The 18,131-nt window shown below is 40.2% G+C and carries 21 protein-coding genes; all 21 read left to right on the top strand.

The annotated features are described in order from the left end of the window. Window positions 1-19: 19 nt before the first annotated feature. A complete protein-coding gene (fliM, locus tag ACFPOH_RS05550; RefSeq protein WP_390309013.1) occupies window positions 20-1,015 on the top strand; it encodes a flagellar motor switch protein FliM in 996 nt (331 codons plus the stop codon). Beyond that, the gene (fliY, locus tag ACFPOH_RS05545; RefSeq protein ID WP_390309012.1) at window positions 1,008-2,222 is read left to right on the top strand and encodes a flagellar motor switch phosphatase FliY; all 1,215 of its coding nucleotides are present in this window, start codon (window positions 1,008-1,010) and stop codon (window positions 2,220-2,222) included. The genes fliM and fliY overlap by 8 nt, the downstream gene beginning before the upstream one ends. A 20-nt stretch (window positions 2,223-2,242) precedes the next feature. After that, on the top strand, window positions 2,243-2,605 hold the full coding sequence (locus ACFPOH_RS05540; RefSeq protein ID WP_390309011.1) for a response regulator: 363 nt from the start codon (window positions 2,243-2,245) through the stop codon (window positions 2,603-2,605). An 8-nt stretch (window positions 2,606-2,613) separates the two neighbouring features. After that, window positions 2,614-3,264, top strand: coding sequence for a flagellar biosynthetic protein FliO (locus ACFPOH_RS05535; RefSeq protein ID WP_342469862.1), 651 nt, complete (start codon window positions 2,614-2,616; stop codon window positions 3,262-3,264). Next, window positions 3,264-3,929, top strand: a complete 666-nt coding sequence (gene fliP, locus ACFPOH_RS05530) for a flagellar type III secretion system pore protein FliP (RefSeq protein ID WP_342469861.1) — start codon at window positions 3,264-3,266, stop codon at window positions 3,927-3,929. Before ACFPOH_RS05535 ends, fliP begins: the two co-directional genes overlap by 1 nt. Before the next feature lie 13 nt (window positions 3,930-3,942). Further along, window positions 3,943-4,212: a flagellar biosynthesis protein FliQ gene (gene fliQ, locus ACFPOH_RS05525; RefSeq protein WP_342469860.1), complete on the top strand. Its 270-nt coding sequence runs from the start codon at window positions 3,943-3,945 to the stop codon at window positions 4,210-4,212. A gap of 5 nt (window positions 4,213-4,217) precedes the next feature. Then, window positions 4,218-4,991, top strand: coding sequence for a flagellar biosynthetic protein FliR (gene fliR, locus ACFPOH_RS05520; RefSeq protein ID WP_342469859.1), 774 nt, complete (start codon window positions 4,218-4,220; stop codon window positions 4,989-4,991). A gap of 1 nt (window position 4,992) precedes the next feature. Continuing rightward, window positions 4,993-6,081 carry a flagellar biosynthesis protein FlhB gene (gene flhB, locus ACFPOH_RS05515; protein WP_342469858.1) on the top strand — a complete coding sequence of 363 codons (1,089 nt, stop codon included), beginning with the start codon at window positions 4,993-4,995 and terminating at the stop codon, window positions 6,079-6,081. Window positions 6,082-6,099: 18 nt separating this feature from the next. Beyond that, entirely contained in the window at window positions 6,100-8,133 is a 2,034-nt protein-coding gene (gene flhA / locus ACFPOH_RS05510) for a flagellar biosynthesis protein FlhA (RefSeq protein ID WP_342581169.1), read from the top strand. Next, window positions 8,130-9,254, top strand: coding sequence for a flagellar biosynthesis protein FlhF (flhF, locus tag ACFPOH_RS05505; RefSeq protein WP_342469855.1), 1,125 nt, complete (start codon window positions 8,130-8,132; stop codon window positions 9,252-9,254). Before flhA ends, flhF begins: the two co-directional genes overlap by 4 nt. Further along, complete coding sequence (locus ACFPOH_RS05500; protein ID WP_390309010.1) at window positions 9,251-10,120, top strand: MinD/ParA family protein; 870 nt, start codon at window positions 9,251-9,253, stop codon at window positions 10,118-10,120. Before flhF ends, ACFPOH_RS05500 begins: the two co-directional genes overlap by 4 nt. A 51-nt stretch (window positions 10,121-10,171) precedes the next feature. Continuing rightward, window positions 10,172-11,257, top strand: coding sequence for a protein-glutamate methylesterase/protein-glutamine glutaminase (locus ACFPOH_RS05495; RefSeq protein ID WP_390309009.1), 1,086 nt, complete (start codon window positions 10,172-10,174; stop codon window positions 11,255-11,257). A gap of 16 nt (window positions 11,258-11,273) precedes the next feature. Next, window positions 11,274-13,343 (top strand): chemotaxis protein CheW, encoded by a 2,070-nt coding sequence (locus ACFPOH_RS05490; protein WP_390309008.1) that lies wholly within the window; start codon window positions 11,274-11,276, stop codon window positions 13,341-13,343. A gap of 23 nt (window positions 13,344-13,366) precedes the next feature. Beyond that, the gene (locus tag ACFPOH_RS05485; protein WP_390309007.1) at window positions 13,367-13,813 is read left to right on the top strand and encodes a chemotaxis protein CheW; all 447 of its coding nucleotides are present in this window, start codon (window positions 13,367-13,369) and stop codon (window positions 13,811-13,813) included. Window positions 13,814-13,837: 24 nt separating this feature from the next. Beyond that, window positions 13,838-14,458 (top strand): chemotaxis protein CheC, encoded by a 621-nt coding sequence (locus ACFPOH_RS05480; protein WP_342469850.1) that lies wholly within the window; start codon window positions 13,838-13,840, stop codon window positions 14,456-14,458. Window position 14,459: 1 nt separating this feature from the next. After that, complete coding sequence (locus ACFPOH_RS05475) at window positions 14,460-14,963, top strand: chemotaxis protein CheD (RefSeq protein ID WP_342469849.1); 504 nt, start codon at window positions 14,460-14,462, stop codon at window positions 14,961-14,963. Beyond that, window positions 14,963-15,328: a hypothetical protein gene (locus ACFPOH_RS05470; RefSeq protein ID WP_390309006.1), complete on the top strand. Its 366-nt coding sequence runs from the start codon at window positions 14,963-14,965 to the stop codon at window positions 15,326-15,328. The genes ACFPOH_RS05475 and ACFPOH_RS05470 overlap by 1 nt, the downstream gene beginning before the upstream one ends. A gap of 183 nt (window positions 15,329-15,511) precedes the next feature. Beyond that, window positions 15,512-16,276, top strand: a complete 765-nt coding sequence (locus ACFPOH_RS05465) for a FliA/WhiG family RNA polymerase sigma factor (protein WP_342469847.1) — start codon at window positions 15,512-15,514, stop codon at window positions 16,274-16,276. A gap of 14 nt (window positions 16,277-16,290) precedes the next feature. Further along, window positions 16,291-16,599: an RNA polymerase subunit sigma gene (locus tag ACFPOH_RS05460; RefSeq protein WP_342469846.1), complete on the top strand. Its 309-nt coding sequence runs from the start codon at window positions 16,291-16,293 to the stop codon at window positions 16,597-16,599. Window positions 16,600-16,607: 8 nt separating this feature from the next. After that, window positions 16,608-17,192 (top strand): DUF6115 domain-containing protein, encoded by a 585-nt coding sequence (locus tag ACFPOH_RS05455; RefSeq protein WP_390309005.1) that lies wholly within the window; start codon window positions 16,608-16,610, stop codon window positions 17,190-17,192. A 158-nt stretch (window positions 17,193-17,350) separates the two neighbouring features. Further along, window positions 17,351-18,070: a 30S ribosomal protein S2 gene (gene rpsB, locus ACFPOH_RS05450; RefSeq protein ID WP_342469844.1), complete on the top strand. Its 720-nt coding sequence runs from the start codon at window positions 17,351-17,353 to the stop codon at window positions 18,068-18,070. Window positions 18,071-18,131 lie beyond the last annotated feature (61 nt).

The raw sequence follows: 18,131 nt of genomic DNA, 5'->3' as shown, positions 1-18,131 counted from the left end.
TTGAAATGGAGGTGGACCAATGTCAGGTGATATATTATCCCAATCAGAAATAGATGCGCTGCTTTCGGCGCTTTCTGCAGGGGAAATGTCAGCGGATGAAATGAAAAAAGAGGAAGAGAAGAAAAAAGTCAAAGTATATGATTTCAAGCGCGCCCTTCGTTTTTCAAAGGATCAAATCCGGAGTTTGACACGGATTCATGAAAACTTTGCGCGATTATTAACAACGTTCTTCTCTGCTCAGCTCAGAACATATGTACAAATATCTGTAGCTTCGGTTGATCAAATACCTTTTGAAGAATTTGTTCGATCCATCCCGAATATGACGTTAATCAATGTGTTCGAAGTGCCTCCTTTGGATGGCAATATCTTGATGGAGATCAATCCGAACATTGCTTATTCCATGTTGGATCGACTCATGGGTGGCAGCGGGGCAAGTTATTCGAATGTGGATAATTTGACTGAGATTGAACAAAAAATTATGACCAACCTATTTGAGCGGGCCTTTGAAAATTTAAGGGAAGCTTGGGAAAATATTGTGGAAATCGATCCAATGCTTGTTGAACTTGAAGTGAATCCACAATTTTTACAAATGATTTCGCCGAATGAGACGGTGATCGTCATTACGATGAACTCCATCATTGGCGACACATCCGGGATGATCAACATTTGCATTCCGCATGTTGTATTGGAACCAATTGTACATAATTTATCGGTGCAATATTGGATGCAATCAAATGCAAAAGAGCCGACGGAAGCGCAAAAGAAGGCGCTTGAAACGAAAGTGAAACAATCCGACTTGGAGCTCATTGTTGAACTCGGCACATCTTCGATTACAATCGAAGAATTTTTGACGATGGGTATCGGGGATGTCATCCAACTTGATAAAAAAATTAACGAGCCATTGATTCTTAAGATCGGTGATATTCCAAAATTTACAGTACAGCCAGGAAAATTGAAGAAAAAGATGGCAGTTCAAATTATTGAGTCGTTGAATGGAGGAGAAGAAGATGAATGACGATATGCTCTCCCAAGAAGAAATCGATGCCCTATTGCGGGGTGAAACATTGGAAGTTAATTCGAATTCCGCTTCCAATGATAGCTTGAATGTTGAAGATTATTTAACGGATTTAGAACGGGATGCTTTAGGGGAACTTGGAAATATTTCATTCGGCAGTTCGGCAACTGCATTATCTGCATTGTTGGGACAAAAAGTGGAGATTACAACTCCTGTCGTGTCAGTCATCAATCGCAGTAATCTGGAACAGGAATTCCCACATCCTTACGTAGCTGTCCAAGTGGAATATACAGCCGGATTAAGTGGTGCGAATTTGTTGGTGATCAAACAATCAGATGCGGCGATCATCGCCGATTTGATGCTCGGGGGCGATGGACGCAATCCGAGCCCGGATTTGGGAGAAATTCAATTGAGCGCCGTACAGGAAGCAATGAACCAAATGATGGGGTCAGCTGCCACATCGATGTCGACGGTATTTAACCAAAAGGTTGATATTTCACCACCTTCCCTCGCTTTATTGAATATCAAAGAAAATGAAGGGGAAGAGAATATTCCTGATGATGAAATTTTAGTGAAAGTTTCCTTCAGGTTGCTCATCGGTGATTTGGTGGATTCCACTATCATGGAATTATTGCCATTGGAATTTGGTAAAAAACTTGTTAATTCGTTGCTCGCTCAAAATGAAGAACCAAATGCTTCCGAAACAACGCAGGTGGAACCGATGCAACAAGCTGCAGCGCAAACACCGCAAACTGGTACAGTGCAATTGGAGCAACCAGCCCAACCAACCCGACAGGTACAGCAACCTGCATATCAGCAGCAAGCTGCAACAGTTCAGGAAATACCAAGTTTCACTAATTTTTCACAACCAAAACAGCCCGTTAATGTTAATGTACAACAAGCGGAATTTACAACTTTTGAGCCACCGAAAATGACAGAATCGGAAGCACGCAATTTAAACATGTTGCTTGATATTCCATTACAGGTTACAGTTGAATTGGGACGCACTAAACATTCTGTCAGAGAAATACTGCAATTGACTTCAGGTTCAATTATTGAATTGAATCGCCTTGCTGGTGAGCCAGTCGATATATTGGTAAATAACCGGCTTATTGCAAAAGGGGAAGTTGTAGTGATTGATGAAAATTTTGGTGTGAGAATTACAGATATCATCAGTCAAACTGAGCGCATCAATAATTTAAGATGAAAAATGGAGGAGTCTTAACTATGTCAAAAAAAATTTTAATTGTTGACGATGCAGCATTTATGCGCATGATGATTAAAGATATTTTATCGAAAAACGGCTATGAAATTGTCGGCGAGGCTTCAGATGGGATACAGGCGGTGGAAAAATACCTTGAATTGCATCCCGATTTGGTAACGATGGATATTACCATGCCGGAAATGGATGGAATTACGGCATTGAAAAAGATTAAAGAAATTGATCCCAATGCGGTTGTCATCATGTGTTCCGCAATGGGACAGCAAGCAATGGTAATTGATGCCATTCAAGCGGGCGCAAAAGACTTTATCGTTAAGCCTTTCCAAGCAGATCGGGTAATCGAAGCCATAAAAAAAGCAATAGGTTGATTGGAAAGATGAAAAGATTTTGTAAAAAAGTTTATATTGCAATCATAATGTTTTCTATTTTCTTTTTAACTGTTCCTGCACATATCACTTTTGCCGATCAAAAAAATGAAATGGTCGACAATAATTATTTGCAAAACCCCGAACTTCAAACAGACAATTCTACAGCTGTCAAAGAACCGGCAGCTGTAGGACTGACAGCCTGGGATTATATAAAAATGCTTCTAGCCCTTATTTTTGTGCTGGTTTTGTTGGTTTGGGTTTTAAAATTCATTAATAAGAAAAGCGCACATTTTCAGCAGAATAATATCGTACGGAGTTTAGGGGGGATTTCCCTCGGTTCTCAAAAATCCGTTCAAATTTTGCAAATCGGTGACACGTTATATGTTGTCGGTGTGGGGGAAAATGTGGAGCTTCTTAAAGAAATCAACGATTCGGATGAAATTGAAAAATTATTAAGTTATTACAACGAAAAACAAACTATCACAGCGGGTACACCTTACATTACGGAATTGGTGCAAAAGTTGAAGGGACATTCGAAAAAAAGCGGCGATGAATCTGACCATAACTTTGGAAACCTGTTGAATCAGCGCTTATCGGAGATTAAAAAGGTGCGTCGCGATGAACTCGAAAAATGGAAGGAAAAGGAGCACGATAAATAATGGAACAATTTATCTCATTCTTTTCTGATTCAGATCCAACGAATGTCTCCACTTCTGTGAAATTGTTGCTGTTATTGACGGTGCTGTCGCTTGCGCCAAGTATTTTGATTTTAATGACTTCGTTTACGCGTATCGTCATTGTACTGTCTTTCACGCGTACCGCCCTGGCGACGAACCAAACGCCGCCCAACCAAGTGATTATTGGGTTGGCATTATTTTTAACATTCTTTATTATGGCTCCGACCTTCCAACAAGTGAATGAAGAAGCGCTGCAACCGCTTTTCAATGAAGAAATAGGCCTGGAAGAAGCTTACGAGCGGGCAAGCGTTCCTTTCAAAGATTTTATGGCGAAACATACTAGACAACAGGACTTGGAATTATTTTTGCAATACAGTCAAGCGGAAAGACCCCAAACCGTCGAGGAAATACCTTTGACCATATTGGTGCCCGCATATGCCTTGAGCGAATTGAAAACGGCCTTCCAGATGGGATTCATGATATTCATACCTTTCATTGTGATAGATATGGTCGTGGCAAGCGTCCTTATGTCCATGGGGATGATGATGTTGCCGCCGGTAATGATTTCATTGCCATTTAAAATACTATTATTTGTACTGGTAGACGGATGGTATTTGGTAGTTAAATCTTTACTCCAAAGTTTCTAGGAGATGATACTCAATGTCACAATTAACAGTCATTCAAATAGCCGAGCAAGCTGTGTGGGTTGTCCTTTTAGTTGCGGGTCCTCTCATGTTGGTTGCTTTAATTACAGGGCTCATTATCAGCATTTTTCAGGCGACGACATCCATTCAAGAACAAACATTGGCTTTCGCTCCGAAAATTATAGCGGTATTGGTGGCCATCGTATTTTTTGGACCTTGGATGGTGTCCAGAATGTCAAACTACTTTGTTGATATTTTGAGCAACCTGACACGATACATAGGGTGACATGAATGCTGGAGATCATACCGCAATTTTCCGTGTTACTACTAATGTTTGTCAGAGTATCTGCATTTTTTGTTACAGTCCCCTTTTTTTCATATCGTACAATACCCGTACAAGTGAAGATTATTTTGGCTTTGATGCTTGCTTGGATGATGTACTACACAGTCCCTGCAGAGGCCATACCAATCGACGGAAATTATTTTTTGTTGATTATGAAAGAAGCGATGATTGGTCTTATTATTGGTTTAGCTGCTGCCATCATTATTTCTATCGTTCAAATTGCCGGCGGTTTTATAGATTTTGAAATGGGGTTTGCCATGGCGAATATCGTCGATCCGCTTACCGGTGTGCAAAGTCCGATGATGGGGCAATTTTTTTACTTTTTGATTTTATACATATTGATTGCTACCAACGGTCACCACCTGATTTTGGACGGTATTTATTATAGTTATCAGTTTATTCCGATTGAAGGTTATCCCAATTTTGGAGATGCCGGTATGGCGGAATTTTCAATGAAGCTCATCGCTGTGGTTTTTTCAGTGGCATTTCAAATGTCCGCCCCTTTGGTTGCATCATTATTTTTGGTGACCCTTGCCCTTGGGATTACCGGAAAAACCGTTCCGCAATTGAATATTTTTGTGATCGGTTTCCCCTTAAAAATTATTGTGGGCTTTCTTATTTTATTTATCTCGATGGGGATCATGATAGAAGTGATGCAGAAGGTGGTTCAATTAATGATTACGGTAATGCGTGAATTCATGCAACTTTTAGGTGGTGCTTAATTTGAAGCTACTTCTTCCATTGGACATACAATATTTTGCCGGCGAAAAAACGGAAAAAGCAACACCGAAGAAACGCAGGGATGCCAGAAAAAAAGGGCAAGTTGTAAAAAGCCAGGATCTTTCATCGGCGATTCTTTTTTTGGTCCTTTTTCTTTTTCTCGTCTTTATGGCACCAATCATGTTCAAGGGGTTTGTTTCCTTTTTCAATGAATCTATCGAGAAATACATATTGTTTGATAATATCACTGCCGATACGGTGATGAACATATATGTTGATTCTTTGTCGGAATTGGCTGTTATTTTGTTGCCGGTGATGGCGGTAGCAATGATTGTGGCCATGTTCTCAAACTTTTTGCAGTTCGGTTTTTTATTTACAACAGAAACGATGAAATTGGATTTGAAAAAGATAGATCCGATAAAAGGAATAAAAAAAATCATCTCATTAAGGGCCATCGTGAATCTGATCAAGTCGTTATTAAAAGTTGCATTTATCGGTTCTGTAACCGGGATGATTATTTGGATGAATTTGGATGATGTGTTGTCCCTGTCATTTCATAGCCCTTGGGATACGCTGACAACGGTCGCAAAGCTTGCCGCGATGATGGGAATTGCAAGTGCCATTGCATTGCTTATCATAGCAATTTTGGATTACATATATGAAAAATTCGAGTATGAAAAACAATTGAGGATGTCGAAACAGGACATTAAAGACGAGTATAAAAATATGGAAGGGGACCCGCTCATCAAATCAAAAATAAAGCAACGGCAGAGGGAAATGGCAATGCGGCGGATGATGCAGGAAGTTCCGAAAGCGGATGTCGTTATTACCAACCCAACCCATTATGCGGTTGCCTTGAGATATGATGATGGGTCAATGGATGCTCCTAAAGTCGTAGCAAAAGGTGCGGACTTTGTTGCTCAAAAAATAAAAATGATTGCAAAAGAAAATGATATTGTAATGGTCGAAAACAGGCCATTGGCAAGGGCTCTTTACGATCAAGTGGAAATAGGCGAAGAAGTGCCGGAAGAATTTTTCAAAGCGGTGGCTGAAATTTTAGCTTATGTTTATCGAATTAAACGCAAAATTTAGTTTGCAGGAGGGAAAAGGATGAAATTTCGCGACTTGGGAGTATTAGCTTTTATCATAGTGATAGTAGCGATGCTCGTAATCCCTCTACCAACATGGTTGCTGAGTTTTTTAATCATTATTAATATTACGCTTTCATTGATTGTATTGCTTACGGCAATGAATATGAAAGAAGCCTTGGAATTTGCGATTTTCCCCTCCATTATTTTGATCTTGACACTGTTCCGGTTAGGAATCAGTATTTCAACAACCCGTGCCATTCTCTCCCAAGGGGATGCGGGTGACGTTATTGAAACATTTGGGGAATTCGTGACAGGCGGTAATATTTTAGTCGGTTTAGTTATTTTCATGCTGCTTGTCATCGTGAACTTTATCGTCATTACGAAAGGTTCGGAGCGGGTGGCGGAAGTTGCGGCGCGATTCACGTTAGATGCGATGCCCGGGAAGCAGATGAGTATTGATGCGGATTTGAATGCAGGGCTCATATCGGAAAAAGAAGCACGGGAACGACGGGATAAAGTTGCCAAGGAAGCGGATTTTTACGGAGCGATGGACGGTGCGACGAAATTCGTTAAAGGTGATGCCATTGCCTCCATCATTTTGGTTTTTATCAACTTAATCTTTGGTTTGATTATAGGAATGCTTCAATTAGGATATTCATTCTCTGATGCGGCAAACCACTTCTCCAAATTGACTGTCGGTGACGGCCTCGTTGCCCAAATTCCTGCCCTTCTTGTATCAACGGCGACAGGTCTTGTTGTGACGCGTGCAGCCAGCGATGGAAACCTGGGAGAAGATATTATAAAACAATTATTTTCCCAATCGAAGTTGCTTTATGTGGCGGCTGGATCCATTTTCCTGCTCGGTCTTTTCACGACAATCCCTGATTGGATCACAATTCCGATTGCCGGGATGCTCGCAATTGGAGCATATTTGATGAGCCGCAAGAAAGAAGAAGATCCGGAAGAACTGTTGGAAATGGAAGAAGAACAAGTGACCGATACAATGAAAAGTCCAGAAAATGTGGTCAATTTATTAAATGTGGACCCGATAGAGTTTGAATTTGGTTACGGTCTGATCCCCCTTGTGGATGCGCAACAGGGAGGGGATTTGCTTGACCGGGTGGTGATGATCCGTCGCCAGCTTGCATTGGAATTGGGACTTGTGATTCCGGTAGTGCGTATCCGGGACAACATCCAATTACAACCAAACGAATATCGCATAAAAATAAAGGGTAATGAAATGGCAAGAGGAGAGCTGCTGTTGGATCATTATCTGGCTATGAGTCCTGGTGGGGACGATTCAATTGAAGGTATAGATACAATCGAACCATCCTTCGGCCTTCCTGCCAAATGGATCACAGAAGAAGTGAAGGAAGAAGCCGAAATGTTGGGATATACAGTTGTCGATCCTCCAAGTGTCGTGTCCACTCACTTGACGGAAGTCATTCGAGCAAATGCGCATGAACTTTTAGGTCGCCAGGAAACAAAACAGTTGATCGACCATTTGCGGGAAACGCATGCCATTTTGGTGGATGAATTGACGCCAACCCCATTATCGATTGGTGAAATTCAAAAGGTATTAGCGAAGTTATTAAAGGAAAACGTATCGATACGCAACTTGCCGGTCATTTTTGAAACATTGGCGGATTATGCAAAGTTGACGAGCGATAGCGATGTGCTGACAGAATATGTTAGACAAGCCCTTGCCCGACAGATTACAAGGCAATATGTACAGGACGGTTCACAATTGAAAGTAATCACCGTTCCTGCGAAAGTGGAAAAAATGATTGCTGACAGTATTCAGCAAACGGAACATGGAAATTACTTGGCGATGGATCCGCACAATTCGCAAACAGTACTTGAATCCATCGCAAAAGAAGTGGAAAGAGTATCTTATATGGAACAAACGCCAATCATCTTATGTTCACCGGGAATTAGAATGTATTTAAGACAATTGACGGAGCGATATTTCCCGCAAATTCCGATATTGTCCTATAACGAATTGGATGCCAATGTTGAAATCCAAAGTGTTGGGGTGGTGACTGTTGAATGAAAATGAAAAAATATATCGCGCCTTCCATTAATGAAGCGATGAAACAAGTGCGTGCCGATTTGGGGGAAGAAGCTGTCATCATCAGTTCGAAAGTGGTTGTAAAAAAGAAGTTTTTTGGGTTGATCCGACAGAAAAATTTCGAAGTGTTGGCCGGCATTGATGAAGTGGAGCCGCCAACATTCGCCGTCCAAGAACAAAAGCAGTTACAGCCGATAGTCCCGAAACATGATGAGCTGCCTAATGATGGAAATGTTTCAGAGTTGAAGGAAGAAATCGTCAGTTTAAAAGAAATGCTGAAATCCATGAAGCAAGACACAATACAAGCTTCCATACCGGAAGAGCTGAAACCATTCATCGAATATTTGAAACGTCAAGAGCTTAATAATGAGCTCATCACGGACATTTGTGATGGGCTTTTTGCACATGTGAATCAATCAAAAGAAATTTCCCGACAGGAAATGGTTGAAATTGCAAAAAATGTGCTGAAAAAGGAGCTCTCCCCCCTTTCAATCGGCGGAATATCTTATGACAAGAAGTATGTATGTGTGTTGGGACCGACAGGGGTGGGGAAAACGACGACGATTGCAAAAATGGCGGCACGCTCTGTATTGGAGAAAAAGAAAAAGGTCGGCTTTATTACGACGGATACTTATCGGATCGCCGCAATCGAACAATTAAAAACCTACGCGAATTTGCTGCAAGCGCCGGTTGAAGTCGTTTATAACCTGAATGATTACAGGGAAGCGATCAGGAAATTTGCCAACCTGGATTTGGTGTTTATTGATACCGCGGGACGAAACTATAAAGAAACGAAATATGTGAATGAATTGAAAAAGCTGATTTCTTTTGATGATGAAGTCGAATCTTATTTGGTATTATCATTGACTGCCAAAGAAAAAGATATTGAAACAATTATTGAACAATTTAGTGAATTTCCAATTGAAAAATTCATTTTCACTAAGACGGATGAAACAAATTCTATTGGCGCGATGTATAATTTAATGATTAAATATAAGAAAGGACTTGCTTACTATACTACTGGTCAAGAAGTACCAGAAGATATTGAAGAAGCGACCATAGAAAAATTATTGGAAATGCTTTTCCAAGGTGAATTCAAATGAGAGATCAAGCAGAAAAATTGAGGTTGAAAATGTTGGAAAGCCAAGGGGCATTGGGGCGATCGATTGCGGTTGTCAGTGGAAAAGGCGGAGTTGGAAAAAGCAATTTCACGACGAACTTTGCCATTAATTTAGCAAAATTGGGAAAAAAAGTGGTTATTTTGGATATGGATCTTGGCATGGCCAATGTTCATATTTTAATTGGGAAACAAGCACCATATCATTTGAAGGATTATTTGGAAGGACGCGTTTCGTTCACGGACATTATTTTCAGGGGCCCGGAAAATATCCACTACATTTCCGGCGGTTCCGGCTTTTCTTCGGTTGTTGAATGGTCGGAAGAGATGTTTGAGGCATTTATTCACGGCTTTGAAGAATTGCAGAAAAGTTATGATTTTATTTTATTTGATATGGGAGCCGGGGCATCGAATTGGTCGTTGGATATCGTTACATCCATTGATGAAGTCATTGTCGTCACAACGGCGGAACCTACCGCAATCACAGATGCCTATTCAATGATGAAATTCATTCACTTAAAAGAACCGAACAAAACTTTCTATCTATTATGTAATCGGGTTTTTTCGAATGAAGAAGGAAAAGAAGCGCTGCAAAGATTAAAAAACACGATGATGAAATTTTTATCAAAAGAAGTCGTGATACTTGGTTGGCTTCCGGAAGATGGAACCGTTCGGAAAGCGGTGATTGAACAAGTTCCTTTTTCCATTTCATATCCTAATGCACAAATATCCATATCATTGCAAGAAATAGTCAATCGTTTCATTCATAACAAATTTGGAGAAGAGGTTCCTCTTCCTTCCAACTCATTCTTATCCAGATTAAAACGTATTTTCTCGAAAGGTCGTGGTTAATTGGTACCTTCGAAAAAACATAAGTTATTAATTGTGGATGACTCGGCATTTATGAGAAAAATGATCAGCGATTTCTTTAAAGATCATCCAACCATTGAAGTGATTGACACAGCGAGAAACGGGAAAGATGCCATCGAAAAAATTCAACAATTAAAACCGGATGTAGTGACAATGGATGTTGAAATGCCTGAACTGAATGGGCTGGAAACTCTTAAATGCATCATGGATATTTCACCGGTTCCGGTTGTCATGTTGTCAAGTTTTACAGAAAATGGGGCAAAACAAACGATGCTCGCGATGGAATACGGTGCTGTTGATTTCGTGACAAAACCCGGTGGCACGATTTCCCTTGATATACATAAAGTAAAGGACGAACTTATCCATAAAGTGGAACTTGCCGCAAAAGTGCCGATAGAAAAATTGAGAAAACATGGCAGTTCCATCAAATATTCTTACATAAAAAACATGCCCCGGGGGACATCCGCCGGCATCAGCGAAAAACAGACCGTGACGGAAAGCAATCGAAGTATCCATCCGGTTCAAACAAAATGGAGTAAAACTTCCGAAAAAATAGTCTTAATCGGAACTTCGACAGGTGGTCCAAGAGCCTTGCAACAAGTGATTACAAAATTGCCTAAAGCTTTCCCTGCGCCCATATTGATTGTTCAACATATGCCACCGGGTTTTACAAAGTCGCTTGCAGAAAGATTGAACCATATCAGTTATGTCCAGGTGAAGGAAGCGGAACAGGGAGAAAAGGTTGAGGCTGGAACAGCATATATTGCGCCTGGCGGATTTCATTTAAAAATGAAAAAGGTTGGTTCCCATTATGAAATCGTGCTGGATGATAAGGAACCGCCAAGAGCAGGACATCGACCGAGCGTGGATGTGTTGTTTGAAAATATCAGCCAATTCGAGGAACTGGATAAAATCGCCGTCATCATGACAGGAATGGGCAATGACGGATCTAAAGGTTTAATGACATTAAAGAGAACCGGAAATGTGATCGCCATTGCGGAATCAGCGGAAACTTGCATTGTTTTTGGTATGCCAAAAGCTGCCATCGAAACGCAATTTGTTGATGAAGTAGTGAATGTGGATGAAATTGCGGAGACCATGTTGAAATATTTGTCGTAAAAGGGAGTGTGTTCGAATGGAAATGAATCAGCAATATTTAGATATGTTTATTGAAGAAAGCAAAGAACATTTGCAAAATTGCAGCGATCTATTATTGGATTTGGAAAAAAATCCGGGTGACTTATCCATCGTCAATGAGATTTTCCGCTCTGCCCATACTTTAAAAGGAATGGCCGCTACGATGGGATTTGAAGATTTGGCCGATTTGACACATAAAATGGAAAACGTGTTGGACGCCATTCGGAATGAAAAAATTACCGTTGATTCGAATTTGTTGGATGTTGTTTTTGAATCAGTGGATCATTTGGAAGCAATGATTACGGATATTGCCAATGGCGGCGATGGGAAACGGGATGTATCCGGAATTGTATCAAAACTAAAAGATATTGAAGCTGGCAAAAGCATTCCTTCGAGCACTCCTACGGAGCAGGAAGTTGCTGCGGATGTGGCGGTGGAAGAAACAGCGCCTGGCCGTTACTTAATCTATGATGAATATGATATTACCGTATTGAAACAATCGAAGGAACAAGGGTTCAACACTTATGAAATTTCCGTTTCCCTTCGGCCTGATTGCCTGTTAAAGGCAGCGCGGGTCTTTATGGTATTCCAAGTATTGGAGAAAAGCGGGGAAGTCATAAAATCTTTCCCAACGGTAGAGAAGCTGGAAGAAGAACAATTCGACCAAAACTTCCAAGTGGCCTTCATCACGAAAGATTCTCCGGAAGAAATCAAAAAGAAAATCAGCAAAGTTTCAGAGATTGAGAATGTTGTCGTGGTGCCATTGACTGATGCAATGGTGAAAGAGGCAAGCAAAGAAGAGATTGCTTCCAAAGAACAGCAACAAAAAGAGTTGGAGAAATCCAGTCCAGTGCCGAAACAAGAGAAAAAAGAAGTAGCTGCAAAGAAAGATTCAAGTGCATCCAAACAAATCGCTCACTCCAAAACGATTCGCGTAAGCATTGAACGACTTGATATCTTAATGAACTTATTTGAAGAATTGGTCATTGATCGCGGACGATTGCAGTCGATTGCGGCAGATGTGAAACAATCCGAATTGACGGAAACAGTTGAACGGATGAGCCGTACAATGGGCGATTTGCAAAACATCGTGCTGACAATGCGCATGATTCCAATCGAAACCGTCTTTAACCGATTCCCTAAAATGGTCCGTTCCTTATCCCGCGAGTTGAATAAAAAAATCCGGTTGGAAATTATCGGTGCCGAAACGGAACTGGACCGTACCGTCATCGATGAAATCGGTGATCCGTTAGTCCACCTGATCCGCAACTCTGTCGACCATGGTATCGAAAGTCCGGAAGCAAGAAGAGCGAAAGGAAAACCGGAAGAAGGTTCGGTTACTTTAAGGGCATACCATAGCGGAAATTATGTCTTTATTGAGATTGAAGATGATGGAGCCGGAATCAATAAAGAGAAAGTGTTGAGAAAGGCGATTGAGCGAGGGATTGTTTCAAAAGAAGCGGCTCTTACGCTCACAGACAAACAGATCAATGAACTCATTTTCGAATCCGGATTCTCAACGGCCGATAAAATCACGGATGTTTCAGGACGAGGCGTTGGTCTGGATGTTGTGAAAACGACGATCCAATCTCTTGGCGGCAGCATTTCCATTGAATCGCAACAAGATGTCGGTTCGAAATTCTCTATTCAATTGCCTTTAACTTTATCAATTATTTCCGTCATGTTGGTAGAAATAGAGAAAGAAATTTATGCAATTCCATTATCATCCATTATTGAAACATCCATCATTAAAAAATCGGATATTTTAAATGCCCATAATCAAAAAGTCATCGATTTCCGTGGAAAAGTCGTGCCGCTCATTTACTTGGATGAAGTCTTTGAGGTGCCGCGCAGCGAAGCTTGTGATGATGAATATCAATCCGTTGTCATCGTAAGAAAAGGCGATAAAATGGCAGGTTTGGTGGTTGATTCATTCATCGGCCAACAGGAAATCGTATTGAAATCATTGGGCAATTATTTGAAAAATATTTTTGCGATTTCCGGTGCAACAATTTTAGGAAACGGTCAAGTGGCATTAATCATCGATATCAATGCGTTAATGAAATAATTGAATGAAATGGGGTGCTGGATATGGTAACTGCAGCGGAGAAAGAAAATATTAAAGTAATAGTTTTCCAACTAATGGATAAAGAGTATGCGATACCTGTCAACCACGTTCAAGGGATAGAAAAAATGATGCACATCACCCGTGTGCCAAGAACTGAAAAGTTTGTAAGAGGTGTCATCAACTTGCGCGGGGTCGTAACACCGATCGTCGATTTAAGGGAACGGTTTGGTCTGCCTCCTGTGGAAGATACTGAATCGGTTCGCATTATCATTGTTCAATTGGACGATATCGAAGTGGGATTTGTCGTTGATTCCGCCAATGATGTCATCGATATTCCGGTCAACTCAATAGAACCTCAGCCCGAAGTCGTTGGGGTGAAGGAAGAAGCCTTTATCTCTGGGGTGTCCAAAATTGGGAATCGTTTACTGATATTGCTTCATTTAGATAAAGTGTTGAATTTATCTGAATAGACTATTGAAAAAGTAGGGATACATATGAAACATCCTGGCATGAATTCATTGCATTTGGACATTCTCAAAGAAATCGGGAATATTGGTGCTGCCCATGCCGCCACTTCCCTTTCGAATATGTTGAATAAAAAAATCGATATGCGTGTTCCAAAAGCGGAAATGGTTACCTTTAATGAAATGATGGAACTGATGGACGGACCTGAAAAGGTTGTCGTGGGAATCTATTTGCGAATTGAAGGCGATTTGGAAGGAAGCATGTTCTTCATTTTGCCTATTGAACAGGCGAACCGGTTTATTCAACGCCTGATTCAAGATGACCGGTTTGATTTCCGCAGCAACGCATCCGATATTGGAATGTCCGCAATGCAGGAAATGGGAAATATTTTATCCGGTTCTTACTTATCCGCCATGTCCGACTTTTTGAATTTAAAGGTGTTTCCTACCGTTCCGGGTTTAAGCATTGATATGTTTGGGGCAATTATCAGTGTCGGTCTTATTGAGATTTCCCAAGTAAGCGATTATGTAATTGTCATTGACACATCCATTTTGGAAGAAGGGCTGGAGAGCGAAATGAAAGGACATTTTCTATTGCTGCCTTCTCCTGAGTCTTTTGACGTAATTTTTAAAGCGTTAGGGGTTGAATAATATGTTTACTCCACAATCAGGGAAGGTTGTCAAAGTGGGTATTGCCCAAATGGATGTGGTCAAATTTCCCGATACAATACGAACATCAGGACTGGGATCATGTGTGGGAGTCGTTTTATATGATGAAACGAAAAAGATTGCCGGTCTTGTTCATATTATGTTGCCGGACTCTTCGCTGAGCAGTACGGATACAATCAATACGGCAAAATTTGCAGATACAGGCATTAAAGGACTTGTGGAAAAACTGTTAATGGAAGGTGCCCAAAAATATCGTTTAAAAGCGAAAATTGCCGGAGGAGCACAAATGTTTCAATTTTCTTCCGCAAAAGAAATGATGAGGATCGGTCCCCGCAATGTCGAAGCCGTGAAAAAAGTGCTTAATGAATTGGGGATTCCTCTTGTGGCGGAAGATATTGGCGGAAATAGCGGCAGGACGATTGAATTTGATCCTGCAACGTGCAAATTGATGATTCGTACAGTCAATCAAGGAGTGAGTGAAATTTGATGTATGGTTCAATTTTTTTGAATTGTTGGGGAAGTTTAATCACATTTTCAATCACATTTGCAATCATGTACCAGGTTTCCATCTTTCCTTCGCAAATTTTACTCGTATCTTTTTTTGCTGCACTCGCCGCCTTCATTTTATTGTTTGCTGTACGATATCTCATTGGCTATATTCTATATACGCCGGATGATGGGCTCTTTGAAGAGTTTATTGAAGGCACCGATGAAAACAACAGCGTTCAAGAGGAGGAAGATGAGATTTTAGAAAGGGACACAAATTCTTTGAATCAATCCTCGAAAATGGAGTTTCAAGATGAAAGCTCGGAAGAAATAGCCAAACTTGTCCGTTCAATGTTGAGTGAATAAGATGCTTAAGTACTATTATGTTCAGTGATAAAATCCGCTTTTTAGGCTCTTTTCCATAAGGATTGAGCAAAAATACTCACCGTTAACCGCTTGATTTGGTCCTATAGAATACTGTGTTTTTTATACCTTTCTTTGGTATAATGATTAGTAATAAAAGGCGTATCGTAAAGAAAGGTGGGTTCGATGGTAAGCAAGCTAGATGAGCAGCAATTATGGAATAGCTGGATAAATGATCGGGATCCGCAAGCAGGAAATTTACTGATAAAAAAATATAAACCCCTAGTTTCTTATCATGTTCAAAGAATTGGTTCAGGGCTTCCGAAAAATGTCTCCCGGGATGATTTGACAAGCCTGGGAATGATGGGACTTTTTGACGCCTTAAATAAATTTGATATCAATAGAGACTTGAAATTCGATACATATGCTTCATTCCGTGTCCGGGGAGCCATCATTGACGGCCTTAGAAAAGAGGATTGGCTGCCACGATCGGCGCGGGAAAAAGCAAAAAAAATGGAAGCGACCATTGAACAATTGGAGCAAAAGTTGATGCGTCATGCTACTCCTGAGGAACTGGCGGAACATATGAACATGCCTGTTGAAGAAGTATATCAAACGGTGCAAGAGCATTTCTTCTCGAATATATTGTCTCTCAATGAACCCCAGCATGATCAGGACGAAGGAGAAGGAAAGTCATTTGTCATTCGGGACGAAAATGTCAGAACACCGGAACAGGAAACGATACATAAAGAGCTTATAGAAGAATTGGCAGAAAACATAAAAAAATTAAGTGAGAAAGAGCAACTGGTACTGAGTCTTTTTTACTCTGAAGAAATGACATTGACAGAAATCGGGGAAGTATTGAATTTATCCACTTCCCGCATTTCACAAATTCATTCAAAAGCGTTGTTGAAACTGAGAAAACTGTTGTCAAATGAGATGAACGCCTAAAGTGGGTGGAACTTATGAGTTTAAAAGGTGTTGAATTGCAAATCGCCATTCCCAAAACGGTGGATGCCGGCAAAATTGCTGAGCAGCATCAACAAAATGTTGTTCAGCAACAATATCATGCAAATGATGCGTTGAACAGGGAAATTGAAAGAAAGCAACTTACCGTGAACGACACCGAGAAAATCTCTGAAGTATCCGACAATAATGAAAAAAAAGGCACGGGAAAAGACCAAGATAAAAACAAAAAAGAACGCAAGAATCAGCAGGAACATCAGGAAGCGAAACATCCATATAAAGGAAATTTTATTGATTTAAGCGGATAGGAGATTATATGGCTACAGTATTTATTATACTCACCATTTCCCAATTAATAAGTTTTTATCTTATTTTTATTTTAAATTCCAAGATGTCAAAATTTAAGGACTTGGAATCGCGGCAAGATAAGATGATGGAAGAAATGGAAAATGCAATCAGCGTATATTTATTGGAAATCAAGGAAGAAAACGACCGGTTCATTCATGAATTAACGAAAATAAAAACTTCTCAGCAAAAAAGCGTCCTCAATTTGCAAGCGGGTACTGTTCCTGATCCTATTGGGAAAGAACCAGTGGAAGATGATTTACAGAAAAACGTGGTGAACCTGGATGCAATTTTGCCTACAATCCCTAAAGCGATTGCCAAAAATGCTTACATCCAACAAAAAAAGAACATGGCCAAAGAGCAAGAAAACATGCCGGATGTGATAGCAAATGAAAAAAAAGGGCATAAACTAAATGATGAAATGCTTCAGAAGGATGTATCTTTGAAAGACAAAGTATTGGCGCTGCATCAGGAAGGAAAGTCCATCGAAGAAATCGCAAAAATTACGCAAAAAGGAAAAACGGAAATTGAACTATTGTTAAAGTTCCAAGCATAAACTTCTTGCACAGTAAAAGGCTTTGTGTTATATTACCAATTGGTGTGATAATTACACACGCATTTTGATGGGTAAGTGGTGCTTAAAAGTAATCTTTTAAGTTGCTTATTCCATATGAAAAATGCGGAGGAATAAAACCAATAGTAGGAGGAAAATTCATGTCAGTAATCTCAATGAAACAATTATTAGAAGCAGGTGTACATTTCGGTCACCAAACTCGCCGTTGGAATCCAAAAATGAAAAAATACATTTTTACTGAACGTAACGGCATTTACATTATCGACTTGCAAAAAACTGTAAAAAAATTAGAAGAAGCTTACGAGTTCATGCGTCAAGTTGGTGCAAACGGCGGTAAAGTTCTTTTTGTTGGTACGAAAAAACAAGCACAAGACGCTATTAAAGAAGAAGCTGAACGTTCTGGCAACTTCTACATTAACCAACGCTGGTTAGGTGGAACATTAACAAACTTCGACACAATTAAAAAACGTGTTGCACGTATGAAAGAAATCGAAAAAATGGAAGAAGAAGGAATTTTTGATGTTCTTCCTAAAAAAGAAGTTATGAAATTGAAAAAAGAACATGAACGTTTAGTGAAATTCCTTGGCGGTATCCGCGACATGAACGAATTACCTGATGTACTATTCGTAGTTGACCCACGCAAAGAACGCATCGCTGTAGCTGAAGCTCGTAAATTAAATATTCCGATTGTAGGAATTGTTGATACAAACTGCGATCCAGATGAAATCGACTACGTAATTCCTGCAAACGATGATGCGATTCGTGCTGTGAAATTATTAACAGCTAAAATTGCAGATGCTCTTATCGAGTCTAAACAAGGTGAATCAGAAGCTCCAGCTGAAGAAGTAGTTGCTGAGTAATTCACTGCTACAAAGGTGATAAGTGACTGTTTCACTTATCACCTTTTTTTGAGAAACAATG

This window comes from Ureibacillus suwonensis (assembly GCF_042655065.1).
Lineage (GTDB): Bacteria > Bacillota > Bacilli > Bacillales_A > Planococcaceae > Ureibacillus > Ureibacillus suwonensis.
Note: the sequence above shows the minus strand (reverse complement) of the source record. Positions and strands in the feature narration are given on the sequence as shown.

What these genes read in the sequence shown, in the direction of transcription:
- fliM (WP_390309013.1), top strand. Translation starts at nt 20, where the DNA reads ATGTCAGGTGATATATTATCCCAATCAGAAATAGATGCGCTGCTTTCG.
- fliY (WP_390309012.1), top strand. Translation starts at nt 1,008, where the DNA reads ATGAATGACGATATGCTCTCCCAAGAAGAAATCGATGCCCTATTGCGG.
- ACFPOH_RS05540 (WP_390309011.1), top strand. Translation starts at nt 2,243, where the DNA reads ATGTCAAAAAAAATTTTAATTGTTGACGATGCAGCATTTATGCGCATG.
- ACFPOH_RS05535 (WP_342469862.1), top strand. Translation starts at nt 2,614, where the DNA reads ATGAAAAGATTTTGTAAAAAAGTTTATATTGCAATCATAATGTTTTCT.
- fliP (WP_342469861.1), top strand. Translation starts at nt 3,264, where the DNA reads ATGGAACAATTTATCTCATTCTTTTCTGATTCAGATCCAACGAATGTC.
- fliQ (WP_342469860.1), top strand. Translation starts at nt 3,943, where the DNA reads ATGTCACAATTAACAGTCATTCAAATAGCCGAGCAAGCTGTGTGGGTT.
- fliR (WP_342469859.1), top strand. Translation starts at nt 4,218, where the DNA reads ATGCTGGAGATCATACCGCAATTTTCCGTGTTACTACTAATGTTTGTC.
- flhA (WP_342581169.1), top strand. Translation starts at nt 6,100, where the DNA reads ATGAAATTTCGCGACTTGGGAGTATTAGCTTTTATCATAGTGATAGTA.
- flhF (WP_342469855.1), top strand. Translation starts at nt 8,130, where the DNA reads ATGAAAATGAAAAAATATATCGCGCCTTCCATTAATGAAGCGATGAAA.
- ACFPOH_RS05500 (WP_390309010.1), top strand. Translation starts at nt 9,251, where the DNA reads ATGAGAGATCAAGCAGAAAAATTGAGGTTGAAAATGTTGGAAAGCCAA.
- ACFPOH_RS05495 (WP_390309009.1), top strand. Translation starts at nt 10,172, where the DNA reads ATGAGAAAAATGATCAGCGATTTCTTTAAAGATCATCCAACCATTGAA.
- ACFPOH_RS05490 (WP_390309008.1), top strand. Translation starts at nt 11,274, where the DNA reads ATGGAAATGAATCAGCAATATTTAGATATGTTTATTGAAGAAAGCAAA.
- ACFPOH_RS05485 (WP_390309007.1), top strand. Translation starts at nt 13,367, where the DNA reads ATGGTAACTGCAGCGGAGAAAGAAAATATTAAAGTAATAGTTTTCCAA.
- ACFPOH_RS05480 (WP_342469850.1), top strand. Translation starts at nt 13,838, where the DNA reads ATGAAACATCCTGGCATGAATTCATTGCATTTGGACATTCTCAAAGAA.
- ACFPOH_RS05475 (WP_342469849.1), top strand. Translation starts at nt 14,460, where the DNA reads ATGTTTACTCCACAATCAGGGAAGGTTGTCAAAGTGGGTATTGCCCAA.
- ACFPOH_RS05470 (WP_390309006.1), top strand. Translation starts at nt 14,963, where the DNA reads ATGTATGGTTCAATTTTTTTGAATTGTTGGGGAAGTTTAATCACATTT.
- ACFPOH_RS05465 (WP_342469847.1), top strand. Translation starts at nt 15,512, where the DNA reads ATGGTAAGCAAGCTAGATGAGCAGCAATTATGGAATAGCTGGATAAAT.
- ACFPOH_RS05460 (WP_342469846.1), top strand. Translation starts at nt 16,291, where the DNA reads ATGAGTTTAAAAGGTGTTGAATTGCAAATCGCCATTCCCAAAACGGTG.
- ACFPOH_RS05455 (WP_390309005.1), top strand. Translation starts at nt 16,608, where the DNA reads ATGGCTACAGTATTTATTATACTCACCATTTCCCAATTAATAAGTTTT.
- rpsB (WP_342469844.1), top strand. Translation starts at nt 17,351, where the DNA reads ATGTCAGTAATCTCAATGAAACAATTATTAGAAGCAGGTGTACATTTC.